This is a genomic window from Streptomyces actuosus, from assembly GCF_016921115.1.
GTDB classification, from domain to species: Bacteria; Actinomycetota; Actinomycetes; order Streptomycetales; family Streptomycetaceae; genus Streptomyces; species Streptomyces actuosus_A.
In genome coordinates, this window is record NZ_JAFFZS010000024.1 from 1 (window position 1) to 25,522 (window position 25,522).

General features: G+C 72.8%; 21 protein-coding genes, 1 pseudogene and 1 riboswitch. Of the genes and pseudogenes, 4 read left to right on the forward strand and 18 right to left on the reverse strand.

The features are described 5' to 3' along the window. Positions 1–381: 381 nt before the first annotated feature. From JS756_RS24865 to JS756_RS24890, 6 genes are all read right to left on the reverse strand, one after another. Positions 382–1,167, reverse strand: a complete 786-nt coding sequence (locus JS756_RS24865) for an endonuclease/exonuclease/phosphatase family protein (protein ID WP_205385422.1) — start codon at positions 1,165–1,167, stop codon at positions 382–384. A 112-nt stretch (positions 1,168–1,279) separates the two neighbouring features. Beyond that, on the reverse strand, positions 1,280–2,233 hold the full coding sequence (locus tag JS756_RS24870) for an ROK family glucokinase (protein WP_205385423.1): 954 nt from the start codon (positions 2,231–2,233) through the stop codon (positions 1,280–1,282). Between the two features lie 99 nt (positions 2,234–2,332). After that, complete coding sequence (locus tag JS756_RS24875; RefSeq protein WP_205385424.1) at positions 2,333–2,839, reverse strand: DUF5304 domain-containing protein; 507 nt, start codon at positions 2,837–2,839, stop codon at positions 2,333–2,335. 57 nt (positions 2,840–2,896) lie between these two features. After that, the gene (locus JS756_RS24880) at positions 2,897–4,069 is read right to left on the reverse strand and encodes an ArsA family ATPase (RefSeq protein ID WP_205385425.1); all 1,173 of its coding nucleotides are present in this window, start codon (positions 4,067–4,069) and stop codon (positions 2,897–2,899) included. A gap of 215 nt (positions 4,070–4,284) precedes the next feature. Next, positions 4,285–4,725, reverse strand: coding sequence for an SRPBCC family protein (locus tag JS756_RS24885; RefSeq protein ID WP_205385426.1), 441 nt, complete (start codon positions 4,723–4,725; stop codon positions 4,285–4,287). Positions 4,726–4,849: 124 nt separating this feature from the next. Next, positions 4,850–5,653: a metallophosphoesterase family protein gene (locus JS756_RS24890; protein WP_205385427.1), complete on the reverse strand. Its 804-nt coding sequence runs from the start codon at positions 5,651–5,653 to the stop codon at positions 4,850–4,852. Between the two features lie 317 nt (positions 5,654–5,970). Here JS756_RS24890 and JS756_RS24895 point away from each other — a divergent pair, with 317 nt between their 5' ends. Continuing rightward, positions 5,971–7,767, forward strand: a complete 1,797-nt coding sequence (locus tag JS756_RS24895) for an AMP-dependent synthetase/ligase (protein ID WP_205385428.1) — start codon at positions 5,971–5,973, stop codon at positions 7,765–7,767. Positions 7,768–8,053: 286 nt separating this feature from the next. Here JS756_RS24895 and JS756_RS24900 read toward each other — a convergent pair whose 3' ends face one another. After that, positions 8,054–9,196: a glycosyltransferase family 4 protein gene (locus JS756_RS24900; protein WP_205385429.1), complete on the reverse strand. Its 1,143-nt coding sequence runs from the start codon at positions 9,194–9,196 to the stop codon at positions 8,054–8,056. A gap of 116 nt (positions 9,197–9,312) precedes the next feature. Here JS756_RS24900 and JS756_RS24905 point away from each other — a divergent pair, with 116 nt between their 5' ends. Further along, positions 9,313–10,551, forward strand: a complete 1,239-nt coding sequence (locus JS756_RS24905) for a glycosyltransferase 87 family protein (protein WP_205385430.1) — start codon at positions 9,313–9,315, stop codon at positions 10,549–10,551. Positions 10,552–10,771: 220 nt separating this feature from the next. Here the strand turns inward: JS756_RS24905 and JS756_RS36970 are convergent. The 6 genes and pseudogenes from JS756_RS36970 to JS756_RS24930 all read right to left on the reverse strand — a co-directional run. Then, positions 10,772–12,149: pseudogene (locus JS756_RS36970) on the reverse strand (glycoside hydrolase family 3 C-terminal domain-containing protein); the annotation flags it as partial. Beyond that, a complete protein-coding gene (locus tag JS756_RS36975) occupies positions 12,131–13,327 on the reverse strand; it encodes a hypothetical protein (RefSeq protein WP_240204319.1) in 1,197 nt (398 codons plus the stop codon). The pseudogene JS756_RS36970 and the gene JS756_RS36975, both read right to left, overlap by 19 nt. Positions 13,328–13,356: 29 nt before the next feature. Beyond that, entirely contained in the window at positions 13,357–14,379 is a 1,023-nt protein-coding gene (locus JS756_RS24915) for a C40 family peptidase (protein ID WP_307791033.1), read from the reverse strand. Between the two features lie 251 nt (positions 14,380–14,630). After that, complete coding sequence (locus tag JS756_RS24920) at positions 14,631–15,665, reverse strand: C40 family peptidase (RefSeq protein WP_205385507.1); 1,035 nt, start codon at positions 15,663–15,665, stop codon at positions 14,631–14,633. Positions 15,666–15,876: 211 nt separating this feature from the next. After that, complete coding sequence (locus JS756_RS24925) at positions 15,877–17,220, reverse strand: NYN domain-containing protein (RefSeq protein WP_205385431.1); 1,344 nt, start codon at positions 17,218–17,220, stop codon at positions 15,877–15,879. Positions 17,221–17,292: 72 nt separating this feature from the next. Beyond that, entirely contained in the window at positions 17,293–17,532 is a 240-nt protein-coding gene (locus JS756_RS24930) for a hypothetical protein (RefSeq protein WP_009309707.1), read from the reverse strand. Positions 17,533–17,686: 154 nt separating this feature from the next. Here JS756_RS24930 and JS756_RS24935 point away from each other — a divergent pair, with 154 nt between their 5' ends. Next, the gene (locus JS756_RS24935; protein ID WP_205385432.1) at positions 17,687–18,421 is read left to right on the forward strand and encodes a rhomboid family intramembrane serine protease; all 735 of its coding nucleotides are present in this window, start codon (positions 17,687–17,689) and stop codon (positions 18,419–18,421) included. Next, a complete protein-coding gene (locus JS756_RS24940; protein WP_205385433.1) occupies positions 18,418–18,699 on the forward strand; it encodes an Lrp/AsnC family transcriptional regulator in 282 nt (93 codons plus the stop codon). Before JS756_RS24935 ends, JS756_RS24940 begins: the two co-directional genes overlap by 4 nt. 102 nt (positions 18,700–18,801) lie before the next feature. Here JS756_RS24940 and JS756_RS24945 read toward each other — a convergent pair whose 3' ends face one another. The 5 genes from JS756_RS24945 to qcrC form a co-directional block, all read right to left on the reverse strand. After that, entirely contained in the window at positions 18,802–20,178 is a 1,377-nt protein-coding gene (locus JS756_RS24945; protein WP_205385434.1) for an aminotransferase class V-fold PLP-dependent enzyme, read from the reverse strand. Positions 20,179–20,539: 361 nt separating this feature from the next. Continuing rightward, a riboswitch (SAM riboswitch) is annotated at positions 20,540–20,656 on the reverse strand. Between the two features lie 74 nt (positions 20,657–20,730). Next, the gene (gene trpD / locus JS756_RS24950; RefSeq protein WP_205385435.1) at positions 20,731–21,795 is read right to left on the reverse strand and encodes an anthranilate phosphoribosyltransferase; all 1,065 of its coding nucleotides are present in this window, start codon (positions 21,793–21,795) and stop codon (positions 20,731–20,733) included. A gap of 224 nt (positions 21,796–22,019) precedes the next feature. After that, complete coding sequence (gene qcrB, locus JS756_RS24955; RefSeq protein ID WP_205385436.1) at positions 22,020–23,657, reverse strand: cytochrome bc1 complex cytochrome b subunit; 1,638 nt, start codon at positions 23,655–23,657, stop codon at positions 22,020–22,022. Beyond that, entirely contained in the window at positions 23,654–24,712 is a 1,059-nt protein-coding gene (gene qcrA / locus JS756_RS24960; protein WP_205385437.1) for a cytochrome bc1 complex Rieske iron-sulfur subunit, read from the reverse strand. The genes qcrB and qcrA overlap by 4 nt, the downstream gene beginning before the upstream one ends. Further along, positions 24,709–25,521 carry a cytochrome bc1 complex diheme cytochrome c subunit gene (gene qcrC / locus JS756_RS24965; protein WP_205385438.1) on the reverse strand — a complete coding sequence of 271 codons (813 nt, stop codon included), beginning with the start codon at positions 25,519–25,521 and terminating at the stop codon, positions 24,709–24,711. The genes qcrA and qcrC overlap by 4 nt, the downstream gene beginning before the upstream one ends. Between the last annotated feature and the right edge of the window lies 1 nt (position 25,522).

The window sequence follows — 25,522 nt, forward strand, 5'->3', positions numbered from 1 at the left end:
GTGCCGCGGCAGGCAACGTTCGCCCGTCAAGGAGCGGCGTCCGGTGCGTGCTCCCGGTGTGCCGGCCGGAAGCCCTCGTACTGGATGTACTCGGGCTTTCGTCCGGTGCAGCGAGAGTGCGTGCCGGGCCTCGCGACGGGGCGAACGTCGCCTGGTGCGGCACTGGGTCCGGCGGCGAAGGCGTGCGTGCGACCGCACGGCGGAGGGGCCGCCCACGAAACCGGGGTGCTCCTGGGCGGCCCCTCCGATGCCGCGAGCGGGCGTGGCGGGACGTCCTCGGGCCGTCCTGAGGGACCCCGGTCCTGTGACCGAACGGCCGGCCAGGACGCCGTGTGCCGTTGCCGGCCGCCGCAGCGAAGTCGCCGGAACGGGGCCGGCGCGCTACGGCCGGGAGACGATGCTCGGGCCGGGGTGCCCGGCATGCGCCGGGATCCGCAGCGCGGCCAGGACCGGCAGGTGGTCGGTGGCCGCCCGCAGGTCGGCCGGGGTGATCCCGGGGAGCTCCTGGGGGACCCCGCAGCCGAGGACGTCGATGCCGGACGTGGCGAAGATCGCGTCGATGCGCCGGCCTGGGTCGCCGGGCCAGGTGTGCTCGCCTCCCCACGGGGCGACGGCGCGGCAGTCCTGGAGGCGCCCGGCCAGGCGGCGGAAGGTGCGGCCCTCGGGACGCTCGTTGAGGTCACCGCCCGCGACGACGTGCTCCGCGCCCAGGGCGTCGAGCCGGTCCAGGAGCAGGTCGCCCTGCGCGTACCGCTCCTCCTTCTCCAGCGACAGGTGGCAGCTGAGCACGCCGAGCCGGGTCCCGCCGAACAGGACGACGGCGGTGGCGAAGCCGCGGCGGTGCAGGCCGGGGGTGTACGGCAGCAGGACGTCCTCGGTGCGGTCGACGGTGGCGCGCAGGCTGCACAGGATCGCGGGGCCCGCGGCCGTGGCCCCGCCGGTGAGGATCACGAGGTCGGCGGCGTGGGCCAGCCGGGCGAGTTTCTTGCGCCAGCGGAAGAAGCGCGGGGCCTCCTGGACGAGGACCAGGTCGGGGGCGCAGGCCCGGATCACGCGGGCGAGGGCGTCGATGTCGTCGCGCATCGAACGGATGTTGTAGCTCAGAACCCGGATGACGGCTGAACCGTCTCCTTCGGTGCGGGAGTCGGGGAGCGGGAGCGGCGCCATGCCGATCAATGTACGGCCCCGCGGCCCGGAGCGCGGGGACCGCGCGCGGGCCGGTGTTCCTGGCCGGTCGCGCTGCCCCCCACGCTCTCGGGAAACCACCGCAGCGGTGCCGCTACATGATCGGGTCGGGTTCGCGGGCCAGGTCGGCCGCGCCCACCAGGCCGGCCTTGTTGCCCAGCTCGGCCCCGCGGACCTCGGCGACCGGGCGCCAGTTGCCGCCGACCAGCCAGCGCTTGTACGACTTGCGGATCGGGTCCAGAACCAGCTCGCCCTCGTCGGAGAGACCGCCGCCGACGATGAAGGCGGACGGGTCGAACAGGGACGCGAGGTCGGCGAGGCCGGCGCCGACCCAGCGGGCCAGCTCGCGGTAGGAGTCCACGGCGACCGGGTCGCCCTGCCGGGCGGCCATGGAGATGTGCTTGCCCTCGATGCCGTCCGGGGTGCCGTCGCCGAGCGCCAGCAGCACGTCGGCATTCTCGGGGGTGGCGTTGGCGCGCTGCTTGGCGTAGCGGACGAGGGCGCGGCCGGAGGCGTACTGCTCCCAGCAGCCCTGCGAGCCGCACCCGCACAGCAGGCCGTCGGGCACCATGCGGATGTGGCCGAACTCCGCGGCCACGCCGAAGTGGCCGCGGCGCAGCTTGTTGCCGATGATGATGCCGCCGCCGAGGCCGGTGCCGAGGGTGATGCAGATGACGTTCCGGTGGCCCTTGCCGGCGCCGAACTTGTACTCGCCCCAGGCAGCGGCGTTGGCGTCGTTCTCCACGACGACCGGAAGGCCCGCGCGTTCCTCGACCTTCTCCTTCAGCGGCTCGTTGCGCCAGTCGATGTTCGGGGCGAAGTAGACCGTCGAACGCTGGCGGTTGACGTATCCGGCGGCGCCGATGCCCACACCGACGATGTCGTGTCCCGCGCGTGCGCCCTCCACGGCCGAGGCGATGGCGTCCACGATGGCCTCGGGCGTGGTGGGGGTCGGCACCTTGAAGGTCGAGAGGATGTTGCCTTCCTCGTCGACCACGCCGGCCGCGATCTTCGTGCCGCCGATGTCGACGCCGATGGTGAGTCCCATGAATCCCTCAGTTTCGGTCGAGCCCCGCTACGGCCAACGGTACCCGAGGCCTTGCGGTCGGGGTTCCGTCGTCCGCCGGACGGACACGCCGGGGAAGGGTCAGTCGAGGTCGATGCGCTGCCCGGGACCGGTCCCCTCGCCGCCGTCGCCGCGGTCGGTGTCGCCGTCGCGCAGGCCACCGAGATCGTCGCGGAGGCCGGTGGTCCAGCGCGTCTCCTGGGCCTGGACGGCGGAGCGGTAGGCGGCGAGCAGTTCCCCGCCGGCGGCGGCCAGATGGTCGAAGACGTCCGGGTTGCGCTCGATGACCGGCTCGACGGCGGACCTGGCCTGCTCCACGACCTGCCGGACCACCTGCTGGGCGGCGGGCCCGGCGACCGCGCCGAGCAGGGGGGACTGCAGGCCGGTGAGCTTCTCGGCGACCGCGTCGACGAGCTTGCGCAGCTCCTCGGCGGCCGAACCGGCCGACGGGCCGTGGGCGGCGCGGCGGCGGGCCTTCTCCTCCGCGAGGTCCTCGGCGCAGGCGGTGGCCCACGCGTCGTCGTCGGTGTCGGCGGCGAGAGGCACCTCGTGCTCCGCGGGCTCGGGCGTGGGGCTCTCTTCGCTCATGACGGACTCCTGACTGCGGTTCGTCTCTCCGACGTTACCCGAACGGGGGTATGCGGTTCACGGGGTGCGGGGCCACAGGCCCGGATCCGGCGCGAACCGGATGCGCAACTCGCCCTCGCGCAGGGCGGCGCCGTCGACGGTGCAGCGGCGCAGGGCGGAGGGCAGCGGGACGACACGGCGGAACGGGCCCGCGGTGACGACGAGTTCGTCGCCGCGCCGGACCAGGTCGAGTTCGTCGCGGGTGGCGCCGGGCAGCGGGATGCGCCAGACGAGGACGCCGTCGTCGGCGAGCCGGTCGGTGACGGGCCACGCGGCCGGTGCGGTGTCGGGCGTGGCGCCGGGCAGCGCGAGCGCCGCCAGGTCGTCGGTGCCGCGCGGGTCGCGGCCCAGGTGGGCGACGGTGTGGACACCGCCGTACTCGTCCCGCCAGCCGTCCAGGGCCTTGCGCTGCTGGGCGACGGGCCCGGCCAGCCACGGTCCCGCCGCGTCGTCGGGCAGGACACGGGTCGCGACGAGCAGTTCCACGGGCAGGGCGCGCAGCGCGGCACCGAGGGCGGCGGTGCGCAGGCCGTCGGTGCCGGCCGGTCCGGGTTCGGCGACCAGGCGTACCGCGGTGCCGCGGTCGGCGAGGACGGCCTCCACGGCGGCCAGCTCCATGTCCCAGCGGGCGGCGGTGTCGTACAGCCACTCCCCGGGCATCGGCACGCCCGCGAGCCGGCCGAGGACCGGGCGCAGGGCGCGGGCGGCCTGCCGCTCGGGCGGGAGCAGGCGGCGCAGGTAGCGGCGGAGTTCCTCGGGGAGGGCGAGCAGGGCCAGGGCCTGCGGGACGGGCGGCAGGTCGACGACGAGCAGGTCGTGGGCCTCGGAGAGGGCGGCGTCGCGCAGCGCACGCAGGAGGGCGAGTTCCTCGGCCCCGGGCAGCGGGGTGACCTCTTCGGGGTCGAGGCGCGCGGCGCCCAGCAGGTCGAGGACGTTGGCCGCGCGGTCCTGGAAGGCGGCGAGGTCGTCGCGGAAGGCGGCGGGCGCGTCGGGCCGCCAGGCGGTGAGGCGCGGCGCGGCCTGCGTGGGGGACGGGCCGGTGGAGGTGCCGAGGACCGCGCCGAGGGTGTCGGTGCGGTCGGCGCTGAGCAGCAGGGTGCGGGTGCCCTCCTGGGCGGCGGTCAGTGCGGTGGCGGCGGCGACCGTCGTACGTCCGCTGCCGCCCGGGCCGGTGATCAAGAGGGTGCGCATGAGGGTGCACGCTACCGAAGCCGGGCCCCGCTCCCGGGCGCCCGGCGCGGCGACCGGCCCGGTCCGGTACCCACCGCCGGGTGGCGCGGGGTGCCGCCGCACGGCGGGGGACGGCGCGGGGTGCCGCCGCACGGCGGGGGACGGCGCGGGGTGCCGCCGGGCCCGCCGGCGTCTCCCGCGCGGCGTGGAACGGCGGACTGGGGGGCCGGCCCGGCCTACGGCACCGACTCCACCCGCTTCTTCAGGCCCGCCAGCGCCCGGTCGATGATGACCTTCTCGGCCTTGCGCTTGATCATGCCGAGCATGGGGATCTTGACGTCGACGGTCAGCCGGTAGGTGACCTCGGTGGCGTCGGCGCCGGCCGGCTTCAGCAGGTAGGAGCCGTCCAGAGCGCGCAGCATCTGGGACTTGACCAGGGTCCACGAGACCTCGTCGTCACCGGCCCAGGTGTAGGCCAGCGTCTGGTCGTCCTTGATGGCCCCCGCGTCCATGACGAGCCTGACCTGCTCGGCGCGGCCCGCCTCGTCGGTCTTGAGGACCTCCGCCTCCTTCACCTCGCCGGTCCAGTCCGGATAGCGGGCGAAGTCGGCGATGACCGCCATGACGTCGGCCGGTGCCGCCTCGATCGTGATGCTCGAGCTGGTGTGTTCCGCCATCGCCGTGGCTCCTCCAGATGCGGGCCGGTGAAAGGTCGGCAGGTGTGCTGCGTGTGCAGCGTGAAGGCTACCGCGCGGGCGACCGGCCGCCTTCACCCCGTCTGCGCACATCAGCGGGATTCCGTCACCACTCCAGCGCCCACGGCGTGCCCGTGCCCGCGAAGTGCCCCACGTTCACGCACTCGGTGGCCCCGATCCGCATCCGCCGCACCAGCGGCTGGTGGACGTGGCCGAAGAGCGAGTAGCGGGGGCGGGTCCGGCGGATCGCGTCCAGCAGGGCCCGGCTGCCGCGCTCGAAACGGCGCGCGACGGTGTCGTAGACCAGTTCGGGAACCTCCGGCGGGATATGCGTGCACAGCACGTCGACCTCGCCGACGGCCTCGATCTTCGCCGCGTACTCCTCGTCGCTGATCTCGTAGGGCGTACGCATGGGCGTGCGCAGTCCGCCGCCGACGAACCCGAAGACCAGTCCCCCGATCTCGGCCCGCTGCCCGTCGAGGACCGTCGTGCCGGGCCCGGCGTACTCCCGCCACAGCGGCGGCATGTCGACGTTGCCGTAGGTGGCGTACGTCGGTGTGGGGAACGCCCGGAACAGCTCGTCGTACTGCCGACGCACCGCGCCCTCGATGACCTTGGCGCGATCGCCCTCGATGCCGGCCCACAACCGGACACCGAGTTCGCGGGCCTCCGTGAAGCGGCGGGCGGTGCGCAGCGCCACCATGCGGTCGGCGTTCTCCACTCCGAACAGGTCGGGGAAGATGCCGCGCGAGTGGTCGGCGTAGTCGAGGAAGAGGACCAGGTCGCCCAGGCAGATCAGGGCGTCCGCGCCGTCGCCTGCGCGGGTCAGGTCGCGCACATTGCCGTGGACGTCGCTGACGACATGGACGCGGTGGCGCGTCCTGCGGTGTGCGGCCGGTGTGGGTGGCATGACGATCAAGCGTAGGAGGAGGGCGCCCCCTGTGAACAGTGGCGGCCGGACCTGCGGTTACTGGCCTCGCGGGAAAGGGGTGGACTACTGTGCGCGAAGGAACGCCATTCCGTGTGACGCAGCGAACATCTCGCCGGGACCCCCTGTCGGAAAAGCCATACCGGCGGGTAACGTCCGGGCCGTCCAGTCGTGCTCAGGAATTCAACCAGTGGGCTCCGCGTCCCGCCGGCGACCTCCTGGGTGCCTGCCCGAGCCTTGGACCGCACCGTCGCATCACACAACGTCGTGGCGCCGGCGCCCTATGAGGAGCAGCAGTCTTGCGCGAGTTCAGCCTTCCGGCTTTGTACGAGGTCCCTGCGGACGGCAACCTGACCGACATCGTCCGCAGAAACGCCGCGCAGCACCCGGATGTCGCCGTCATCGCCCGCAAGGTCGGCGGGGCGTGGCAGGACGTCACGGCCACGGCGTTCCTGGCCGAGGTGCACGCCGCCGCCAGGGGGCTGATCGCCTCCGGGGTCCAGCCCGGCGACCGGGTGGGCCTGATGTCCCGCACCCGGTACGAGTGGACGCTGCTGGACTTCGCGATCTGGTGCGCGGGCGCGGTCACCGTGCCGGTGTACGAGACCAGCTCCCCGGAGCAGGTGCAGTGGATCCTGTCCGACTCGGGCGCCACCGCCTGCATCACCGAGCTGGACGGCCACACGGCCGCCGTGGAGTCGGTGCGCGAGAAGCTGCCCGCCCTCAAGCACGTCTGGCAGATCGAGGCCGGCGGCGTGGAGGAGCTGGGGCAGCTGGGCAAGGACGTCTCCGACGCGACGGTGGAGGAGCGCAGCTCGCTGGCGAAGGCCGACGACCCGGCCACCATCGTCTACACCTCGGGCACCACCGGCCGCCCCAAGGGCTGCGTCCTCACCCACCGCAGCTTCTTCGCCGAGTGCGGCAACGTCGTCGAGCGTCTGCGTCCGCTGTTCCGCACCGGCGAGTGCTCCGTCCTCCTCTTCCTGCCGCTCGCGCACGTCTTCGGCCGCCTGGTGCAGATCGCCCCGATGATGGCGCCGATCAAGCTGGGCTGCGTGCCGGACATCAAGAACCTCACCGACGAGTTGGCCGCGTTCCGGCCCACGCTCATCCTCGGCGTGCCGCGGGTCTTCGAGAAGGTGTACAACTCGGCGCGGGCCAAGGCGCAGGCCGACGGCAAGGGCAAGATCTTCGACAGGGCCGCGGACACCGCGATCGCCTACAGCAAGGCGCTGGGCGAGCCCGCGGGTCCGTCGTTCGGCCTGAAGCTGAAGCACAAGGTGTTCGACAAGCTGGTCTACAGCAAGCTGCGCGCCGTCCTCGGCGGGCGCGGCGAGTACGCCATCTCAGGCGGCGCCCCGCTCGGCGAGCGCCTCGGCCACTTCTTCCGCGGGATCGGGTTCACCGTCCTGGAGGGCTACGGCCTGACCGAGTCGTGCGCGGCCACCGCGTTCAACCCCTGGGACCGGCAGAAGATCGGCACGGTCGGCCAGCCGCTGCCGGGGTCCGTGGTGCGGATCGCGGACGACGGCGAGGTGCTGCTCCACGGCGACCACCTGTTCAAGGAGTACTGGAACAACCCGAAGGCCACCGCGGAGGCGCTGGCCGACGGCTGGTTCCACACCGGTGACATCGGCACCCTCGACGAGGACGGGTACCTGCGGATCACCGGCCGCAAGAAGGAGATCATCGTCACCGCGGGCGGCAAGAACGTCGCCCCGGCCGTGATCGAGGACCGCATCCGCGCACACGCGCTGGTCGCGGAGTGCATGGTGGTCGGCGACGGCCGGCCGTTCGTGGGCGCGCTCGTCACCATCGACGAGGAGTTCCTGGGCCGCTGGGCCGCCGAGCACGGCAAGCCGGCCGGCTCCACCGCGGCGTCGCTGTGCGAGGACCCGGACCTGGTCGCGGCCATCCAGTCGGCCGTCGACGACGGCAACACCGCGGTGTCGAAGGCGGAGTCGGTGCGCAAGTTCCGCATCCTGCCGTCCCAGTTCACGGAGGAGGCGGGCCACATCACGCCGTCGCTGAAGCTGAAGCGCAACGTCGTGGCGAACGACTTCGCGAACGAGATCGAGGCGATCTACGCGAAGTAACCCGCCGTCCGCTCCGCCCCGGACGCCGCGTCACCGGGCGGTCGGCGGCCGGCGGGGGCCGACCGGGTCCGTCGCGGGTGTCGCGCGGGTCGGGGCACCCGCCCGGCGTGCGGCGGCAGTCCCCGCACCGGGCGCCCCGCACCCGGCGGGCGAACGTCGCCCGCCGCGGCACCGGTCAGGTCGGGCGCGGCCCGCCGCGGCGTGGAGGGCCCCGAGGGGGGCGCCGGGAACCGCGCCGGCACCGCGGCCGACGGACGCACGCACCGCAGCGCTTCCGGCGGAGCGCTCAGAGCAGCGTCCGCAGCTTCTCCGCCAGCAGGCCCCAGCGCCACTTCTCCTCGACCCACCGGCGGCCCCGCTCTCCCATCCGGCTTCGCAGTTCGGCGTCGCCCAGGAGGGCGACGATGCGGTCGGCCGTCTCCTCCGCGGAGCCGCCGCGGACCACCCAGCCGGTCTCGCCGTCCAGCACGGCGTCCGGGGCACCGCCGGAGTCGCCCGCGACGACCGGGAGGCCGGTCGCGGACGCCTCCAGGTAGACGATGCCGAGTCCCTCGACGTCCAGGCCCCCGCGGCGGGTGCGGCACGGCATGGCGAACACGTCCCCGGCGCCGTAGTGCGCGGGCAGTTCCGACCAGGGCACCGGACCGGTGAAGCGGACCGAGCCGGCGACGCCGGTCTCCCGGGCCAGCCGCCGCAGGTCCTTCTCGTAGGGGCCGCCGCCCACGATCAGCAGGACGGTGTCCGGCTCGGCGGTCAGGATCCGCGGCATCGCGCGGATCAGCGTGTCCTGGCCCTTGCGGCGGACCAGCCGGGAGACGCACACGACGACCGGACGGTCGGTGAGCCCGAGGCGGGCGCGGACCTCGTCGCCGCCGGAGGCGGGGTGGAAGGTCTTCTCGTCCACGCCCGGCGGCAGCTGCACCATCCGCGCGGCGGCGTCCGTCGTCAGCACGTTCGCGATCCGCGAGCGGGTGTACTCGCCGAGGTAGGTGATCGTGTCCGTGGTCTCACCGATACGGCGCAGCAGCTGCCGGGCGGCGGGCAGCTGAGCCCAGCCGGCCTCGTGCCCGTGGGTGGTGGCGACGATCCGCTCGGCGCCGGCCCCGCGCAGGGCCGGGGCCATCAGACCGAGGGGCGCCGCGGCCCCGAACCACACCGCGGTGCACCCGTGCTCGCGCAGCAGGCCCACGGCCCGCCGGGTCGCGGCGGGCGTCGGCAGCAGCATGGTCGTGCGGTCGCGCACGACGGTGAAGGGCTGCTCGGCGTCGAAGGCGGCCGTCGCGGCGACGCCCTCGCGGCCGCGCTTCCAGGTGGAGGCGTAGACGACCAGGCCGGAGGGGTCCAGACGCAGCGCCATGTTGTGCAGGAACGCCTGGATGCCGCCCGGGCGGGGCGGGAAGTCGTTGGTCACGATCAGGGTCTTGTGCATCGCCGCCGACCCTACCGAACCGCCCCGGCGGGGGCCTGTGGCACGTACACAGGCGGGCAGGACATCATGTTCCCCTCACACGGGAACGGCGCAGGGACCGAACGGCAGGGGATCTGGTGGAGACGACGGTGGCGAGACGACCGCGGCTGTGGCTGCTGCTGGCGGTCTGGGCCGCGACCCGAGCGTTCCTGCTGCTCTCGGTCTTCCGGGTCGTCGTGTTCCCCGGCCCGGACGTCACCAGCGACGTGTCGGTGATCTACCAGGGCTGGTACGAGGTGCTGCGCACCGGGACCTTCCCTCTGGACGACGTGACGTGGCAGTACCCGCCCGCCGCGGCGCTGGCGGTGCTCTCCCCGGCGCTGCTGCCGTTCCTCGGCTACGCGCAGGCCTTCTTCGTGCTGGCGTGCGTCGCCGACCTGGCGGGCCTCGCCCTGCTGCTGTACGCGGGGCTGCGGCCCGGCCGCCGTCTCGCCGGGGCCTGGGTGTGGACGGTGGGCGTGCCGCTGCTCGGGCCGACGGTGTACGCCCGGTACGACGTGATGGTGACCGCCGTCGCGATCGCCGCGCTGCTGGCCGCCGCCCGGCATCCGAGGGTGATGGGCGCGCTGGCGGGCTTCGGGGCGATGCTGAAGGTCTGGCCGGTGCTGCTGCTGATCGGTGTACGCAGGCGCTCCTCGTGGACGGCTGCCGTGGTGACGGCCGCCGTCCTCGCGGCGTTGTTCTCGCTGGCGATGCCGGGCGGGTTCGCCTTCCTGACCTTCCAGCGGGACCGGGGCACCGAGGTGGAGTCGCTGGGCTCGCTCGTCTTCCATGTGGCCCGGCACCACGGCTGGGACGGGCAGGTGCTGCTCAACTACGGGTCGGTGGAGTTCCTCGGCCCGTACGTGGGCCTGGTCTCCACCGTCGCCCTGTTCCTGACCGGGGCGGCCTTCGGCTGGCTGCTGCTGTGGCGGCTGGCGGCGACGCGGTTCGGCCCGTGCACGGCGGCGGACGCCGCCTTCACCGCCGTTCTGATGTTCACCGTGACGAGCAGGGTCATCAGCCCGCAGTATCTGGTGTGGCTGGTGGGGCTGGCCGCGGTGTGCCTGTGCCACCGGGGGACGCGGATGCGGTGGCCGGCCGGGCTGGTGCTCGCGGCGTGCCTGGCGACGGTGCTGGAGTTCCCGGTCTGGTTCGCCCATGTCGTCGCCAGCGATCTGCTCGGCGTGACCCTGCTGGTGCTGCGCAACGGGCTGCTGGTGGCCGCCACGGTGACCGCGGCGGTGCAGCTGTGGCGCGCGACGGTCCCGCCCGGGCCCGGGGCCCCGGCGCCGCCTCAGCCGGAACGCACCGGGCAGACGCCGGTCTCCTCCTGACGCCGGCCGGCCTCCCGCGGCAGCAGTGCCGCCGCGGTACCGCCCTGCACAGCCATGGCGAGCGCCGGCGCCAGGCAGATGCCGGGCAGGCCGAAGGGCCGGCAGGACGGCGGCCGGCGGGAGCTGGAGGGGGGTGCAGGGCGCCTGAGGCGCCCTGCCCGCTCGGTTTCGCCCCGCCCGTGCGGCGGCCCCGGCCCGCCGCGGACCGGGGCCGCCCCGCTCAACGGAACTCGGCGTGCAGCCGCCGCGTGTGGTCGAGGTACCGGACGGGTCCGGTCAGCCGGACCCGGGCGGTCAGCCGCGGGGCGTCGCTCGCGGCGGACAGCCGCAGCTCCAGCTCCCCCGGCTCCACGACGCGCCGCCCGTCGAGGCCGGTGAAGGAGGCGAGGTCGGCCGGTACGGTCACCGACAGCCGGCGCGACCCGCCCGGACCGAGCGGCACTCTCCCGTAGCCGATCAGCCGCTGCACCGGCTGCACCACCGAGGCGACCGGGTCGTGCAGATACAGCTGGACGACCTCGACGCCCTCCCGCCCACCGGTGTTGCGCACCGTGAAGGAGAGGGCGAACTCCCCGTCCGTGGAAGCCTCTTCGCCCGTCACGACCAGGTCGCCCCATGCGAAGGACGTGTACGACAGGCCGTGCCCGAAGGCGAACGCCGGGCTCGGGTCCACGGCCGAGACATCCGTGCGCCGCCCCAGCCGGGCCGTGAGATAGGTCGCGGGCTGGGCGCCGGTCCCGGCGGAACGCCGACGGGCAGCCGGCCCGAGGGATCGACCGCACCGCTCAGCACGCGCGCGACGGCGGCCGTCCCCTCGGCGCCGGGGAAGAAGCACTGCACGATCGCGTCCGCCTCCCGGGCCGCCCGGCCGAGCGCGTAGGGGCGTCCGGCCAGCAGCGTCGCCACCAGCGGGGTCCCGGTGTCCAGCAACCGGTCGAGCAGCACCTGCTGCACGCCGGGCAGCGCCAGCGACTCGACGTCGCAGCCCTCCCCGCTGGTGCCGCGGCCGAACAGGCCGGTCCGGTCGCCGAGCGCGGCGATCACCACGTCCGCCTCGCGGGCGACCCGGACCGCCGTGTCGATGCCGGAGACGTCGGTGCCGGAGACGTCGGTACCCGAGACGTCGGTACCCGAGACGGTGACGATCTCGGCTCCCGGGAACTGACGCACCAGCGCCTCACGCAGCGTGGGCAGTTCGATGCCGGCGGGGACACCGGGGTGGTGGACGCCGACGTGCAGCGGGAAGGAGTAGCAGCCCAGCACGGCGGTCGGCTCGTCGGCCTGCGGGCCCACCAAAGCGATCCGGCGCGGCGCGGCCAGCGGCAGGACGCCCTTGTTGCGCAGCAGGATCACGGCCCGGTCGGCGACCTCGGCGGCCAGTTCCGGTTGGCGGGCGAGTCCAGGTCCACCGTGCCGCGCAGGGACTCGGCGTCGTCGACGCCACCGCGGGGAGCCCCGCCGTCCGCACCGGCCTCCCGCAGGGCGGGCGGGACCGGGTCGAACCCGGCGTCCAGCAGGCCCAGTTCGGCCTTCTGGTAGAGCACCCGGCGCACGGCCCGGTCGATCCGCACTCGGGGGCTCAGCCCAGCTGCTGCCGCAGGTACGTGCGCCACTGCGCGGTGAACTTCTCGGGCGTGGTCCCGAGCACCGTACGCAACGCGTCCTCGACCGCGCCGTCCCGCTGCCGGTGCGCGCCCACGGCCCGGTAGAACTCCCCCAGCCGAACCTCGCCCCACCGCTCGGCGATCATCCGGCAGGCCAGCCAGCCGCCCTCGTAGGCCTGCGCCAGCTCCTGCGCGTCCCCGGAGAAACCGAACTCCGCGTCGTTGGGCAGCTCCGCCGGGACGCGGTCCTCGGCCACCGCACGGGCCAGCTCCGGCGCCGCCTGGGCCGGGGGTCGTCCGCTGCCGCGGTAGCCGGCCCAGTCCGCGTACCCCTCCGACAGCCACAGCGGGGTGGCCGGGGTGGTGGCGCGGCGGGTGGCGACGTGCGTGGTCTCGTGGGTGAGCACGACCTGCCGGCCCAGCGAGCCGAGCATCCCGTAGGCGTCGGGGTTGACGATGATCCGGTCCGCGGGCGCCTTCGCCGAGGCGCCGGTCTCCCCCGTTGTGACGGCCGCGATGCCCCGGTAGGAGGAGGCGGGCGAGCCGAGCAGGCCCGCCATGCCCTCCAGCGAATTCGGCACGAGCACCACGACGCTGCGGCTCCAGCCGGTGCCCCAGGCGTCCGACACGGCGGGCACCGCCCGGTCGGCCAGGTGCGCGTACGACCTGAGCTCCGTGCCGCTCCGCCCCACGCCCAGGACGAGGCTGTGCACACCCCGCACGACGGTGACCTCTCCCTGGTCCCACAGCTGCTGCCCGGCCTTCTGCGCGGGCCGGTCCGCGGCCACGGACCACTGCCCGTCCGCGCCCCGGGTCAGCCGCAGGGTGCGGCCGACGACGACGGGGGCACCGTCGTGGCCGCGCAGGCGGTAGCGCAGGTCGGCGTCGGCCGTCGCGGTGTCCGCGCCGGCCCCGCGGTGCACGGCGGTGACCCGGTAGTCCCACTGCGCGAACGGCACCCGGCGCAGCTCGGTGTACCCGTCGCGCGTGCCGGTCCGGTCGTACGCCGCCTCGTCGTGGCCGAGGACGGCCGCCGCCCGCCGGTCCAGCAGCCGCTGCACGTCGGCCCGCGCCGTGTCGGTGACGGACCGCCCGCTGCACCCCACGAGGAGGACGAGCAGCAGACACAGTCCTGCCACCGGGGATCTCCATGCCCGCCGTCGACCAGCCATCATTCCGATCGTACGGCGAAGGCCGCCGGTCAGACCCGGGTCACCGACGAGACGGGCATCATGCCCACCGGGTCGTAGCGCACCGGCGCGCCCGGGTAGGGGGCGTGGATCACCTGGCCGTTTCCCACGTACATGCCCACGTGGCTGGAGTCGGAGCGGTAGACGACGATGTCTCCGGGCCGCGCCTGGGAGAGCGGGACGTGCCGGCCGGCGTGCCGCTGGGCCTGCGAGGTACGCGGCAGGGCGACACCGGCGCGGGCGTACGACCACTGCACCAGGCCCGAGCAGTCGAAGCCGGACGGGCCGCTGGCGCCCCACACGTACGGCTTGCCGAGCGCGGAGCGCGCGGCGGCGACGGCGGCTGCCGCCCGGCCGGAGGCGGCGACGGCACCGGTGGGGACGAGCAGGTCGGTGCGGCCGGAGCGGGAGGCCCGGTCGTAGGCGGCGCGCTCGTCGGGTGCGAGGGCGTTGAGCAGCCGGCGCGCCTCGGCGAGCTTGTGCTCGACGGTCTTCTTGTGCCGGGCGACGGCCCTGCGGCTGTGCTCCAGGTCCCGCAGGGCCCGGGCGCCCTCGGACCGCTCCTGGGCGAGTTCGCGCATCGCCTTCTGCAGTTCGGCGAGTTCGCGGGCCTGGCGGGTGGTGATCCGGTCGAGGACGGCGGCCTGGTCGAGGTACTCGTCCGGGTCGCCGGAGAACAGCAGCGCCACGGACGGGTCGAGGCCGCCGGAGCGGTACTGGGCACCGGCGAGCGAACCGAGCGCCTCGCGCATGGTGTTGACGCGGTCCTGCCTGCGGGCGATCCGGTCCTGCGCGGTGAGGACCTCGCGGCGCAGCACGTCGGCCTGTTCGTCTGCCTTGTTGTAGGCCTCGGTGGCCTTCTCGGCCTCCTCGTAGAGGCGGTCCACCTCGGCCCGGGTGCCGGCGTGCGGCGCCGCCGCGGCCGGAACGGCCGGTACGGCGGCCAGGGCGGCGGCCGCGGCCGACAGCAGGCCCAGGGCGGCCGAGGCGCCCTTGTCGAACCCTGATGGTGCGAGGCGGCGATGGGTGCCCACGGGGAGCCGCACTCCTTCCGCTGGGGGACAGGGAGTTCCCCCGTGCCGGGGCGGGCGGTGCGCGTCCCGGTGGTGGGGGAAACGCGGCAGACAGTAGCCCCGCGACCCGGCACCGGCCAAAGACCTCCGCGGACACGCACGGTGACGCCCCGCCGCAGACGCAGGTCACCGGCGGGGCGCGGAGGGAAAGCGCGTCCTGGCGATTCGCCCGTTCGGGCGGTGTGCCGTGTCGATCCCGAGGGTGGGCGGTCTCAGATCCGGACGCCGAACTGGAACGGCATGTTGTTGATCGACTCGTAGCGCACGACGGTCCCGGTGCGGGGGGCGTGCAGGACCTGGCCGTTGCCGGCGTAGAAGCCGACGTGGTGGTAGTCGCTGTAGAAGATGACCAGGTCACCGACGTGGAGCTGCGACTGGTTGTAGATCCGGGTGCCGGCGCCGGCCTGCGCCTGGGAGGTGCGCGGGATGGAGACGCCCGCCTGGGCGTAGGCCCAGCTGGTCAGACCCGAGCAGTCGAAGGAGGAGGGGCCGGAGGCGCCGTAGACGTACGGCGAGCCGATCTTGCTCTGGGCGGCCTGGAAGGCGGCCATGGCCCGGCTGGAGCCGGCGGTGGCGCCGCTGAGGTCCACGCGGGCGCTGGAGGAGCGGCTGGCGCGGGCCTGCTCGGCGGCCAAGGCGGCCTTCTCGGCGGCCGTCAGGGAGTTGAGGAGCTTCTGCGCCTCGGCGAGTTTGGCCTGGACTTCCTGCTTCTTCTTGCCGAGTTCGGTCCGGGTGGCGGCGAGGTCCTTCAGCTTCTCGGAGGCCTCGGACCGCTCCTGCGCGAGTTCGCGCTGCTTCTCCTGGATCTTCTTCAGCGCCTCCACCTGCTGGGCGCTGAGCTGGTCCATGGTGGACGCCTTGTCCAGGTAGTCGTCCGGGTCGGAGGACAGGAACAGCTGGACGGAGGAGTCGATGGTGCCCGTGCGGTACTGGGCGGCGGCGGCCATGCCTATGGAGTCGCGGAGCTCGTTGAGGTCCTCCTGGCCGCGGGCGACGTTGTCCTGGATCGTGGAGATCTCCTTCTGGAGCTTCTCCTGCTTCTCCTTGGCGCCGTTGTACTTCTCGGTGGCCTGTTCGGCCTCCTCGTACAGCTTGTCGACCTTCGCCTTGACCTCGTCCTTGGTCGGCTTCTCGCTGGGCGCGGCGTTGGCGGCCTGGGCGCTGAAGGCGACGGCGGCGGCTGCTGCGGTGGTCAGCACGGTCACGCGTGCGCGACTCGGCTGCTTGGGTCGACGGTGGGACGCCACGGAGGCGAACTCCTTCTTGAGAGTGATCACCCGTTCGGAGGTTCGAGGCCCGACCCTAGTGACCCATCTGTGATCAGTTCAAATCCTCACCACAAAAAACTCTGTACCCAGGCGTTTTTTTGCCCTCAACTCACGCCGAGTGATATGCGATTGACCCAACGTCGCGTGACGGATCCGATCAATCCGGACATTGAATACGCCTGTTGGACCTTCAGGACAGTCGCTTCAGGAGCACCGCAGAAGCCACGGGCCGGGCACCGGCCCGGGCGACCCCGTCGGCCACCTCCCGGTCGGTGGAGGCGACGATGACGGGCCGGCCGGGCGGCTCCGCGCGCACCAGCTGGCGGATCAGTTCGTCGGCGGTGACGCCGGGCTTGGAGAACAGCACCCGCACACCGCGCGGCGGCGCCAGCAGCACCGGCGCGGCCAGTTCGGCCCCGTCGAAGACGCAGGTGACCTCGGCGCCGGTCTGCGCCGCGAGCGCGGAGAGCTGCCCGAGCAGCCTCAGCCGCTGCTTCTCCAGCGGCATCTGCGGATAGCCGGTCTTGGTGACGTTGTAGCCGTCGACGACGAGATGCGCCTGCGGCAGCGCCAGCAACTGGTCGAGGATCGCGGGGTCGTGTTCCGACAGCGCGCGGGCGGCGATGTCCTTGGGCGTCATCCGGCCCGGCTCCACGGCGTCCACGGTCTCCGCGGGCCGTACGGACACCGGGGGCAGCGCCAGTTCCCGGCGCAGGCCCTGCGTGGCGTCCAGAAGGGTGTCCAGCAGCAGACGGACGCGCATGTCCTCGACACTGCGCCCCTCCCGCGCCGCTCTGCGCGTGGCCTCCAGGGCGGCCTCCGTCTCCCCGAGGCGCGCCTTGAGCCGCCGGGACTCGCTCTCGGCGGCCGAGACCTGCGCCTGCGCCTCCGTGCGCACGGCCTCCGTCTCGGCCTGCGCCTTGCGCAGGGCGGCCTCGCCGCGCTTGATGTCGCTCGTGGCCGCGCGCAGCTTGCGGTGAAGCGATTCGGCTTCCTTCTTCGCCGCGTCCAGCTCGATGCGCAGCCGCTCCGTCTCGGCGCGGGTGTGCTCGCGGGCGTGCGCGAGTTGCTCGCGCAGTCGCTCCAGTTCGGCGCGGCTCTCCTCGTCGACGCGTTCGGCGTCGGCGCGCTGCGCCTCCTCGCCGGCCGCGGTCACCAGCTTCACCCAGCCGGTGGGCCGCAGAACATAGGCCGCGGACGCCACGTCGAGCGGGTCCGCGGCCGGGGGTGGCGCGCCGGAGTCGAGGGCACCGGCCAGTTCCGGCTGGGCCTCTCTGAACTTCTCCCCGACACGCTGCCGGAACAGCGGATCGGTCTCCAGCGCCGCCGCCATCGCGTTCCCGGCGAACTTGGCCCGCCGGTTCGGGGCGAAACGGGCGTACTGCCTCAACTGTGCGGGCAGTTCATTGAGGGTCAGGCCACCGAACGCGTCCGAGACGATCTGGACGACCCTGCGGCGCACACCGTCGGGCAGTGGACGGTCGAACACCTCAGCGGCGCCGTCGCCCGGCCCCCCGCCTGCGGTCTCCACCATCCGTCACCTCATCACCTGTCGTGCCCGATCCCGCACGGGGATCACCTGTCGTGAGGCCGGCGGCCCGCTCCGTCAGGAGTCGGCACCCGGCCTGTCCACCAGCTCCACCTGGTCCACGGCGTTGCACCAGCGGCACCGCACGGACTCGATGGTCTCACTGACCACCTCGCGCTCCTCGACCTTCGGCTCACCGGCCAGGTCGAGGTGGACGTACTCGACGACCTTCGACGAGCGCGTGACGTCGAAGCGGGTGAGATTGCCGCAGAGCGTGCAGCGCCATCGCGTCGTGGCGGTCGGCAGGGGAACCGTCATCGTGGCTGTTCGCTTTCTTCCAGTGTCCGTGACGCACCGGACTCCCCGGTGCATGTGGCTCGTAACCCTACGGCCTGGCGGCGACCCGTCGCTGGCCCGTCCACGGCGGCGAGGCGATCCGTCCGGGTCGCTCCTGTTACGTCATGATCTGTTCATGATCGGCTACTGGAACGGCCCCCTGGGCAGAGCGATCCGGCGCCCCTCGGCACCGGTGACGTACGGACTGATCGCCCTGTGCTGCCTGATCTTCGTGATCGGTCCGGCCTCGGGCCTGAACCCGGTCTACGGCACCGGCGACGAGCTGATCGCCGCGCAGCGGGCCTACTTCCGCCGCTGGGGCGTCGTACCGGCCGAGCTGTTCGAGGGCTCCGCCGGATCGGCTCTCACCCCCGCCACGGCGCTGTTCGTCCACGGCAGCTGGGTGCACCTGCTGGGCAACATGCTCTTCCTCTTCGTCTTCGGGGTGATGACCGAGGAACGGATGGGCCGCGTGCAGTTCACCCTCTTCTACCTCGGCTGCGGCTACCTCGCCCTGCTGGGCTACGCGGCCGCCAACGCCGGCTCGGAGCAGTCGCTGGTGGGTGCCTCCGGCGCGATCTCGGCGGTCCTCGGTGCGTTCCTGTACCTGTTCCCCCGAGCCCGGGTCACCAGTCTCCTGCCGTTCCTCCTCTTTCTGCCGCTGCGCTTCCCCGCGTGGGTCGTCCTGCCCTTCTGGGCGACCCTGCAGTGGCTGGCGGCCGGGCGGGCGGGAGCGGGCCCGGGCGTGGCCTATCTGGCCCACCTGGTGGGCTTCGGGCTGGGCCTGGCTTACGCGTGGGCCCGCTTCCACCGTCCGGCTAGAGTGAAACCCGCCCCTGCTCCGGCTCCCGAGGGAGAGAACCAGCCGTGATCACCGCGATCGTCCTCATCAAGACCAGCGTGGACCGGATCCCCGAGATCGCCGAGCAGATCGCGTCGCTGGACAGCGTCAGCGAGGTGTTCTCGGTGACCGGGACCTACGACCTCATCGCCATGGTCAGGGTCCAGCGGCACGACGATCTCGCCGACGTGATCCCGGGGCGCATCAGCCGTATCCCGGGTGTGGAGGCGACGGACACGCACGTCGCCTTCCGGACGTACTCGCAGCACGACCTGGAGGCCGCGTTCGCCATCGGGCTGGACTCCTGACCGACCCGGCGTCCGCGGAACGCGGCCCGCGCGGGGCGCGGACCAGAGGGCAGCGGGCACGGCCCGGCCGTCCGCCGGGGCGGCCCGCACACCCGGACCGTGTCAGCCCCCCGCCGGGGCGCGGCGGCCGTCGTCCGTACCGCCGGTGCCCCGCGCGCCGCGCCCGACCAGTTCCTTCACGGCCGCGACGAACCGCTCGACGTGCTCGTCCGGGGTCCCCGCGCCGAAGCTGACACGGACGGCGTGCAGAGGCGTCCCGTCCGGGGCGGAGCCGGGCGCACCGCACTCCCTCCTCGCCCGGCGGTCGCCCCCCAGGAGCGTGCGGACCAGCGGGTGGGCGCAGAACAGGCCGTCGCGGACACCGATGCCGTACTCCGCGGAGAGGGCGACGGCGAGGTCCGAGCTGCTGCGGCCCTCCACGACGAAGGAGAGCACCCCGACACGCGGGGCGTCGGCGCCGAACAGGGAGAGGATCTTCACCTCCGGCACCTCCGCGAGCCCTTCGCGCACCTTCGCGAGCAGGTGCCGCTCCCGGGCGCCCAGGTTGTCCCAGCCGGCCTCCGTGAGGGCCTTGCAGGCCGATGCGACGGCGTGGGCGCCGATGACGTTGGGCGACCCCGCCTCGTGGCGTGCGGCGCCCTCGTGCCACTCCACCTCCACTCCCCCGTCGGGGCGCCGCGCCACCGCGCGGCTGGCTCCCCCGCCGGCGAGGTACGGCTCGGCCGCGCTCAGCCAGTCGGCGCGTCCGGCCAGCACTCCGGAGCCGAACGGGGCGTACAGCTTGTGCCCGGAGAAGGCCACCCAGTCGACGTCGAGGTCGCGGACGCTCACCGGGAGGTGCGGGGCCAGCTGGGCGGCGTCCAGCACGATGCGGGCACCGTGCGCATGGGCGGCGGCGGCCAGTTCGCGCACGGGCCACAGCTCGCCGGTGACGTTGGAGGCACCGGTGACGCAGACCAGGGCCGGGCCGTGCGGATCGCGGTCGGCCAGTGCGCGTTCCAGGGTCTCCACGGCCTGCTGCGGGGTGCACGGCGCGTCGAGGCAGGTGACCTGCGCGTCCCGCCAGGGCAGCAGCGCGGCGTGGTGCTCGGTCTCGAAGACGAAGACGCGGCAGCCGTCCGGGAGCGCACGGGCCAGCAGGTTGAGGGAGTCGGTGGTGGACCGGGTGAAGACCACCTGGTCGTCGGCACGGCAGTCGAGGAACTCCGCGACCGTGGCGCGGGCGTTCTCGAACAGGCCGGTGGACAGCTGGGAGAGGTGTCCGGCGCCGCGGTGGACACTGCCGTAGTACGGCGCGTACGCCGCGACGTCGTCCCAGACCCGCTGGAGTGCGGGCGCGCTCGCCGCGTAGTCGAGCGCGGCGTAGGTGGTCTCGCCGCCGGTGACGAGCGGGACGGTGACGTCCCGGCCGAGCACGGGCAGTGCTCCGGGAACGTCGTGACAGAGGGTCTTCTCGGCGGCAGCGGTGGAGACGGACATGGCTCAACTCCGGTGAGGCAGGCGGGATCCGCCCCCGCGAGCACCGGCACGCGCGGCAGGGCGCGGGCACACGGCTCCAGCAGGGGTGGTGAAGGGAAAGCGGGCGGCGGGGCTCGGCGGCCCTGGGGCGTGTTGCGGATGTCGCGTCGGATCAGGCCGCGGCGTTCGGTGCCGTGCAACGCAAGGCGGAGGAGTGTCCCCGTACCGAGGTATCGGGCGTACGTGGACGACTCGGACGACGCGGCGAGGTGCGGTGCCGGGCGTCGTGGGCCCGGCGGGACACGCGCAACGCGCCCTAACGCATTCGCTTGCTCACGGAGGACACTCCCTCGAACGACCCAGGACCCCTGGTTCCGCGAGGGGTCCGCGCTTGCCGCGGACCTTGCTGTCCGCGACCTGGTCCTCACCCGGGGCACCCCGCCACGGACGGAGGGTTGCCGGACAGCCGGCCGGGGCCGAATGGCTGTCACTCATGACCTGTTCAGGAACGTACGCGAAGTGATCGCGGTCCCGCAACCCGTGTCCGGATCGCGGGACCGCGACACACCGGTGTCACGCGTTGCTGGCGGCGACCCACCGTTCCAGGGTCCGCCGGGCGGCCCCCGAGTCGATCGACTCGGCCGCCTTCGCCATGCCGGCCCGGATCCGGTCCGCCAGCGGGCCGTCGCCGGGCTCCAGGGCGACCAGGGCCGCGGCCGAGTTCAGCAGGACGGCGTCCCGGACGGGGCCGCGCTCGCCGTCCAGCAGGCGGCGGGCGACCTCGGCGTTGTAGGCCGCGTCGGCGCCGCGCAGCGCCTCCACCGGGACGACGTCGAGGCCTACGTCCCGGGGGTCGAAGACCTCCTCGCGGACCTTCCCGTCCCGGACGACCCAGACCCGGGAGGTGGAGGTGGTGGTCAACTCGTCCAGGCCGTCGTCGCCGCGGAAGACGAGGGAGGAGTTGCCGCGTTCGGCGAAGACGCCGGCCACGATCGGGGCCATGCGCAGGTCGGCCACGCCGACCGCCTGCGCCTTCACCTTCGCCGGGTTGGTCAGCGGGCCGAGGAAGTTGAAGGTGGTGCGGATGCCCAACTGGCCGCGCGCGGCGGCCACGTGACGCAGCGCCGGGTGGAACTTCACCGCGAAGCAGAAGGTGATCCCGGCCTCCTCGGCGACCTGGGCCACGCGCTGCGGCGTCAGTTCCAGATTGACGCCGAGCTTCTCCAGCACGTCCGAGGCGCCGGATGCCGAGGACGCGGCCCGGTTGCCGTGCTTGACGACCTTGGCGCCGGTGCCGGCGACCACGATCGAGGACATGGTGGAGATGTTCACCGTCCTGGCGCCGTCGCCCCCGGTGCCGACGATGTCGACCGTCGCCCCGGGCACGTCGATCACGTTGGCGTGCTCGTACATCGCCCGGACCAGCCCGGCGATCTCCTCGACCGTCTCGCCCTTGGCTCGCAGGGCCACCGCGAAACCGGCGATCTGGGCGTCGGTCGCCTCGCCGCGCATGATCCGGTCCATCGCCCAGGCCGTCGCTTCGGCGCTCTGGTCGCGGCCGTCGAGCAGGGCGTTCAGTACCTGGGGCCAGGAACGGCCCGCCGCGGTGTCGCCTCCAGCGGGGGTCACAGCGCTCATCAGCCGCTCCTAGTGAGTACCGGTCAAGGGCTCTGCGGGCTCCGCAGAGGTCTCGGGCCTGTCGGGTCGTGGGGGTCCGTGGGGTGTCCCGGGGTGCGGCGCCCTGCCGCGGCACGAGGACGGTGCGGACCCCTGTACCCCACCCTATCCACCCCGCGGCACGGCGAAGGGCCCCGTCCGCAGACCGGACGGGGCCCTTCGCCGTGGCGTGGCTGACGCAGCGATCAGTGGTGGCCGTGGCCGCTCGTGATCTCCTTGTACTCCTCGACGGTCGGCTTCGGGATCTGGGACTCCTCGCCGAAGTACGCGTCGCTCAGCTTGGCGCGCAGCTTCTCGGCGCCCTTGACCTTGCGCTCGACGCCGTTGTCGTCGACCGTGGGGCCGATCTCGAGCGGCTGGTACTGCTCGTGCGCGGTCAGGGTGTGCAGCTGCTCCTGGCTGAGCGGCTCGTGGACCTCGATGAACTCACCGTGCGGCAGGCGCTTGATGGTGCCGGTCTCGCGACCGTGCAGCACCTTCTCCTTGTCGCGGCGCTGGAGGCCGAGGCAGATCCGCTTGGTGATCAGGAAGGCCAGGACCGGCCCGACGAAGACGAAGATCCGGACGAACCACGTCACCGCGTTGATCGACAGGTGGAAGTGGGTGGCCCACAGGTCGTTGCCACCGCCGATCAGCAGGGTCAGGTACACCGTCATCCAGGCGACACCGAGACCGGTACGGGTCGGGGCGTTGCGCGGGCGGTCCAGGATGTGGTGCTCGCGCTTGTCGCCGGTGACCCAGGCCTCGATGAACGGGTAGACCGCGATCGCCACCAGGACCAGCGGGAAGATCACCAGCGGGATGAACACGCCCAGGACGAGCGTGTGGCCCCAGAAGTTGACCTCCCAGCCCGGCATGAACCGGATCAGGCCCTCGGAGAAGCCCATGTACCAGTCGGGCTGGGCACCGGTGGACACCTGGTCCGGACGGTAGGGGCCCATGGCCCAGATCGGGTTGATCTGGGCGACCGCGGCGATGACCGCGATGGCGCCGAAGACCAGGAAGAAGAAGCCGCCCGCCTTCGCCATGTACACCGGCAGCAGCGGCATGCCCACGACGTTCTTGTTCGACTTGCCGGGGCCCGCGAACTGGGTGTGCTTGTGGTAGAAGACCAGGATCAGGTGGGCCACCAGCAGGCCCAGCATGATGCCCGGCAGCAGCAGGATGTGGATCGAGTAGAAGCGGGCCACGAAGTCGCCGCCCGGGAACTCGCCGCCGAAGAGGAAGAACGACAGGTACGTGCCGACGATCGGCACGGACAGGATCGCGCCCTCCATGAAGCGGACACCGGTGCCCGAGAGCAGGTCGTCCGGGAGCGAGTAGCCGGTGAAACCGGTGAACATGCCCAGGACGAACAGCAGGAAGCCGAACAGCCAGTTGACCTCACGCGGCTTGCGGAACGCGCCGGTGAAGAACACGCGCATCATGTGCACGAACATGCCGGCGAGGAAGATCAGCGCGGCCCAGTGGTGGATCTGCCGGATGAGCAGGCCACCGCGCACGTCGAAGGAGATGTGCAGGGTCGAGTTGAACGCCTCGGACATCAGCTGTCCCTGCAGCGGGACGTACGAGCCGTGGTACTCCACCTCGTTCATCGACGGGTGGAAGAACAGCGTCAGGTAGACACCCGTCAGGATGATGATGATGAAGCTGTACAGGCAGACTTCGCCCAACATGAACGACCAGTGGTCGGGGAAGATCTTGCGCATGTTGGCCTTGGCCAGGGAGTAGATCCCGAGCCGGCCGTCGGCCCAGTCGGCGAGACGTTCGCCGGCGGGCGCCTTCCCGCGCGAGCGGGAATCGGTGCTGGTCGTAGTGCTCATCCGCGCTCCCAGAATGCAGGACCGACAGGCTCTTCGAAGTCGCCGAGCGCCTCGAGGTAGCCCTCGCCGTTCACACCGATCCGCAGCTGCGGCAGGGCGTGACCGGCGGGACCGAAGATCACGCGGGCACCGTCGGACAGGTCGAAGGTGGACTGGTGGCAGGGGCACAGCACGTGGTGGGTCTGCTGCTCGTACAGCGAGATCGGGCACCCGACGTGGGTGCAGATCTTGGAGTACGCCACGATGCCCTCGTGCGACCACTCGAGCTCGCGCTTGTCCTTGATGTTCTCCGGCTGGAGCCGGACGATCATCAGGGCCGCCTTGGCGATCTCGGTCTGGAACTCCTCGTCGTCCTCCTCCAGGCCCTCGGGCTTGGCGAAGGTGAGCGAGCCGACGGCGACGTCCTCGGGACGCAGCGGCTCGTTCGTGTTCATGTTGACCAGCAGCTTGCCCTTGGACCACAGCGTGTGGCGGAGCTTCGTGCCGGGCAGCGGGCCGAGGTCGCGCAGCAGGAACAGACCCGACAGCGGGACCAGCGTCAGCGCGCCGAGCATCGTGTTGCGGATCAGCTTGCGACGGCCGATCGCCGACTCCTTGGCGCCCTGCTTGAAGTCCTCGTGGACCTTGGCCCGGAGGTCGGGAGCAGCCGCGACGGGGTGCCGCTCGTCGGCGACCTCCACGTCCGACATCAGGGTGCGGGCCCAGTGGACCGCGCCCGCGCCGATGCAGAACAGCGCCGTACCGAGGGTCAGACCGAGCGCGAAGTTCATCGCGCTGATGTGCCCGATCGGGAAGACGAAGATCGACTTGTCGCTCGGGATCGCCACGTACGAGGCGATGAAGCCGAGAGTGGCCAGCATCGACACCGTGAACAGCAGGGCGACGACGCGCTCGGACCGCTTGGCGGCCCGCTCGTCGACGTCCTGGATCCGGTGCTCGTGGGGCGGCAGGCCCGGGTCGGCGAACGGGTTCTTCTCGTCCGCCACGCTTACCGCGCCGTGCGCGTGGTCCTGCTCAGCAGGCAGGTTCTCTTCTGGAATGTCTTGGCTACTCATGACTTCTTGGCCTTTGCGGTCCGAGCGGCGACCCAGACGGCGACCGCGATCAGAGCACCGAGACCGAAGATCCAGGCGAACAGGCCCTCGGTGACCGGACCGAGGCCGCCCAGCTCCAGACCACCCGGGTTCTCCGTCTCACTGCTGTCGACCGCGTGCAGGTACGCGATGATGTCCTTCTTGTTCTGCTCCGACATGGTGGTGTCGGGGAACGACGGCATGTTCTGCGGGCCGGTCTGCATGGCCTCGTAGATGTGCTTCGGGTCCACGCCCTCAAGGGTCGGGGCGAACTTGCCCCTGGTCAGCGCACCGCCCTTGCCGGTGAAGTTGTGGCACTGCGCGCAGTTGGTGCGGAACAGCTCACCGCCCTTGGCGATGTCGGCGCCCTCGGCGCCGTACTGCTCCTTGGTCGGGATGGCCGGGCCGGCGCCGAGCGAGGCCACGTACGCGGCCAGCTGGTCGATCTCGGCCTGCGAGTACTGCACCCTCTTCCGCGGGGCCTGGGCGCCCTGCGAGGTGGCCGCAGGCATGCGGCCGGTGCCGACCTGGAAGTCGACGGCCGCGGCACCCACGCCGACGAGGCTCGGGCCGTCGGAGGTGCCCTGACCGCCGGTGCCGTGACAGCTGGCGCAGCCGACGGCGAAGAGCTTCTTGCCCTCTTCGATGGCGAGGGACTGGGCGGTTTCATCGGCCTGCGCCTTGCTCGCGGGCGCGAACGCGGCGTACAGCCCCCCGGTGGCCGCCAGCGCGAGGAGTAGGACGACGACCGCCGCCAGCGGATGGCGTCGTCGTGCGGAGAGCTTTTTCACG

Excerpts from the sequence above, each read along its gene's own strand:
- JS756_RS24865 (WP_205385422.1), bottom strand. The coding sequence starts at position 1,167 with ATGGCGCCGCTCCCGCTCCCCGACTCCCGCACCGAAGGAGACGGTTCA.
- JS756_RS24870 (WP_205385423.1), bottom strand. The coding sequence starts at position 2,233 with ATGGGACTCACCATCGGCGTCGACATCGGCGGCACGAAGATCGCGGCC.
- JS756_RS24875 (WP_205385424.1), bottom strand. The coding sequence starts at position 2,839 with ATGAGCGAAGAGAGCCCCACGCCCGAGCCCGCGGAGCACGAGGTGCCT.
- JS756_RS24880 (WP_205385425.1), bottom strand. The coding sequence starts at position 4,069 with ATGCGCACCCTCTTGATCACCGGCCCGGGCGGCAGCGGACGTACGACG.
- JS756_RS24885 (WP_205385426.1), bottom strand. The coding sequence starts at position 4,725 with ATGGCGGAACACACCAGCTCGAGCATCACGATCGAGGCGGCACCGGCC.
- JS756_RS24890 (WP_205385427.1), bottom strand. The coding sequence starts at position 5,653 with ATGCCACCCACACCGGCCGCACACCGCAGGACGCGCCACCGCGTCCAT.
- JS756_RS24900 (WP_205385429.1), bottom strand. The coding sequence starts at position 9,196 with ATGCACAAGACCCTGATCGTGACCAACGACTTCCCGCCCCGCCCGGGC.
- JS756_RS36975 (WP_240204319.1), bottom strand. The coding sequence starts at position 13,327 with ATGGCTGGTCGACGGCGGGCATGGAGATCCCCGGTGGCAGGACTGTGT.
- JS756_RS24925 (WP_205385431.1), bottom strand. The coding sequence starts at position 17,220 with ATGGTGGAGACCGCAGGCGGGGGGCCGGGCGACGGCGCCGCTGAGGTG.
- JS756_RS24930 (WP_009309707.1), bottom strand. The coding sequence starts at position 17,532 with ATGACGGTTCCCCTGCCGACCGCCACGACGCGATGGCGCTGCACGCTC.
- JS756_RS24935 (WP_205385432.1), top strand. The coding sequence starts at position 17,687 with ATGATCGGCTACTGGAACGGCCCCCTGGGCAGAGCGATCCGGCGCCCC.
- JS756_RS24945 (WP_205385434.1), bottom strand. The coding sequence starts at position 20,178 with ATGTCCGTCTCCACCGCTGCCGCCGAGAAGACCCTCTGTCACGACGTT.
- trpD (WP_205385435.1), bottom strand. The coding sequence starts at position 21,795 with ATGAGCGCTGTGACCCCCGCTGGAGGCGACACCGCGGCGGGCCGTTCC.
- qcrB (WP_205385436.1), bottom strand. The coding sequence starts at position 23,657 with ATGAGCACTACGACCAGCACCGATTCCCGCTCGCGCGGGAAGGCGCCC.
- qcrA (WP_205385437.1), bottom strand. The coding sequence starts at position 24,712 with ATGAGTAGCCAAGACATTCCAGAAGAGAACCTGCCTGCTGAGCAGGAC.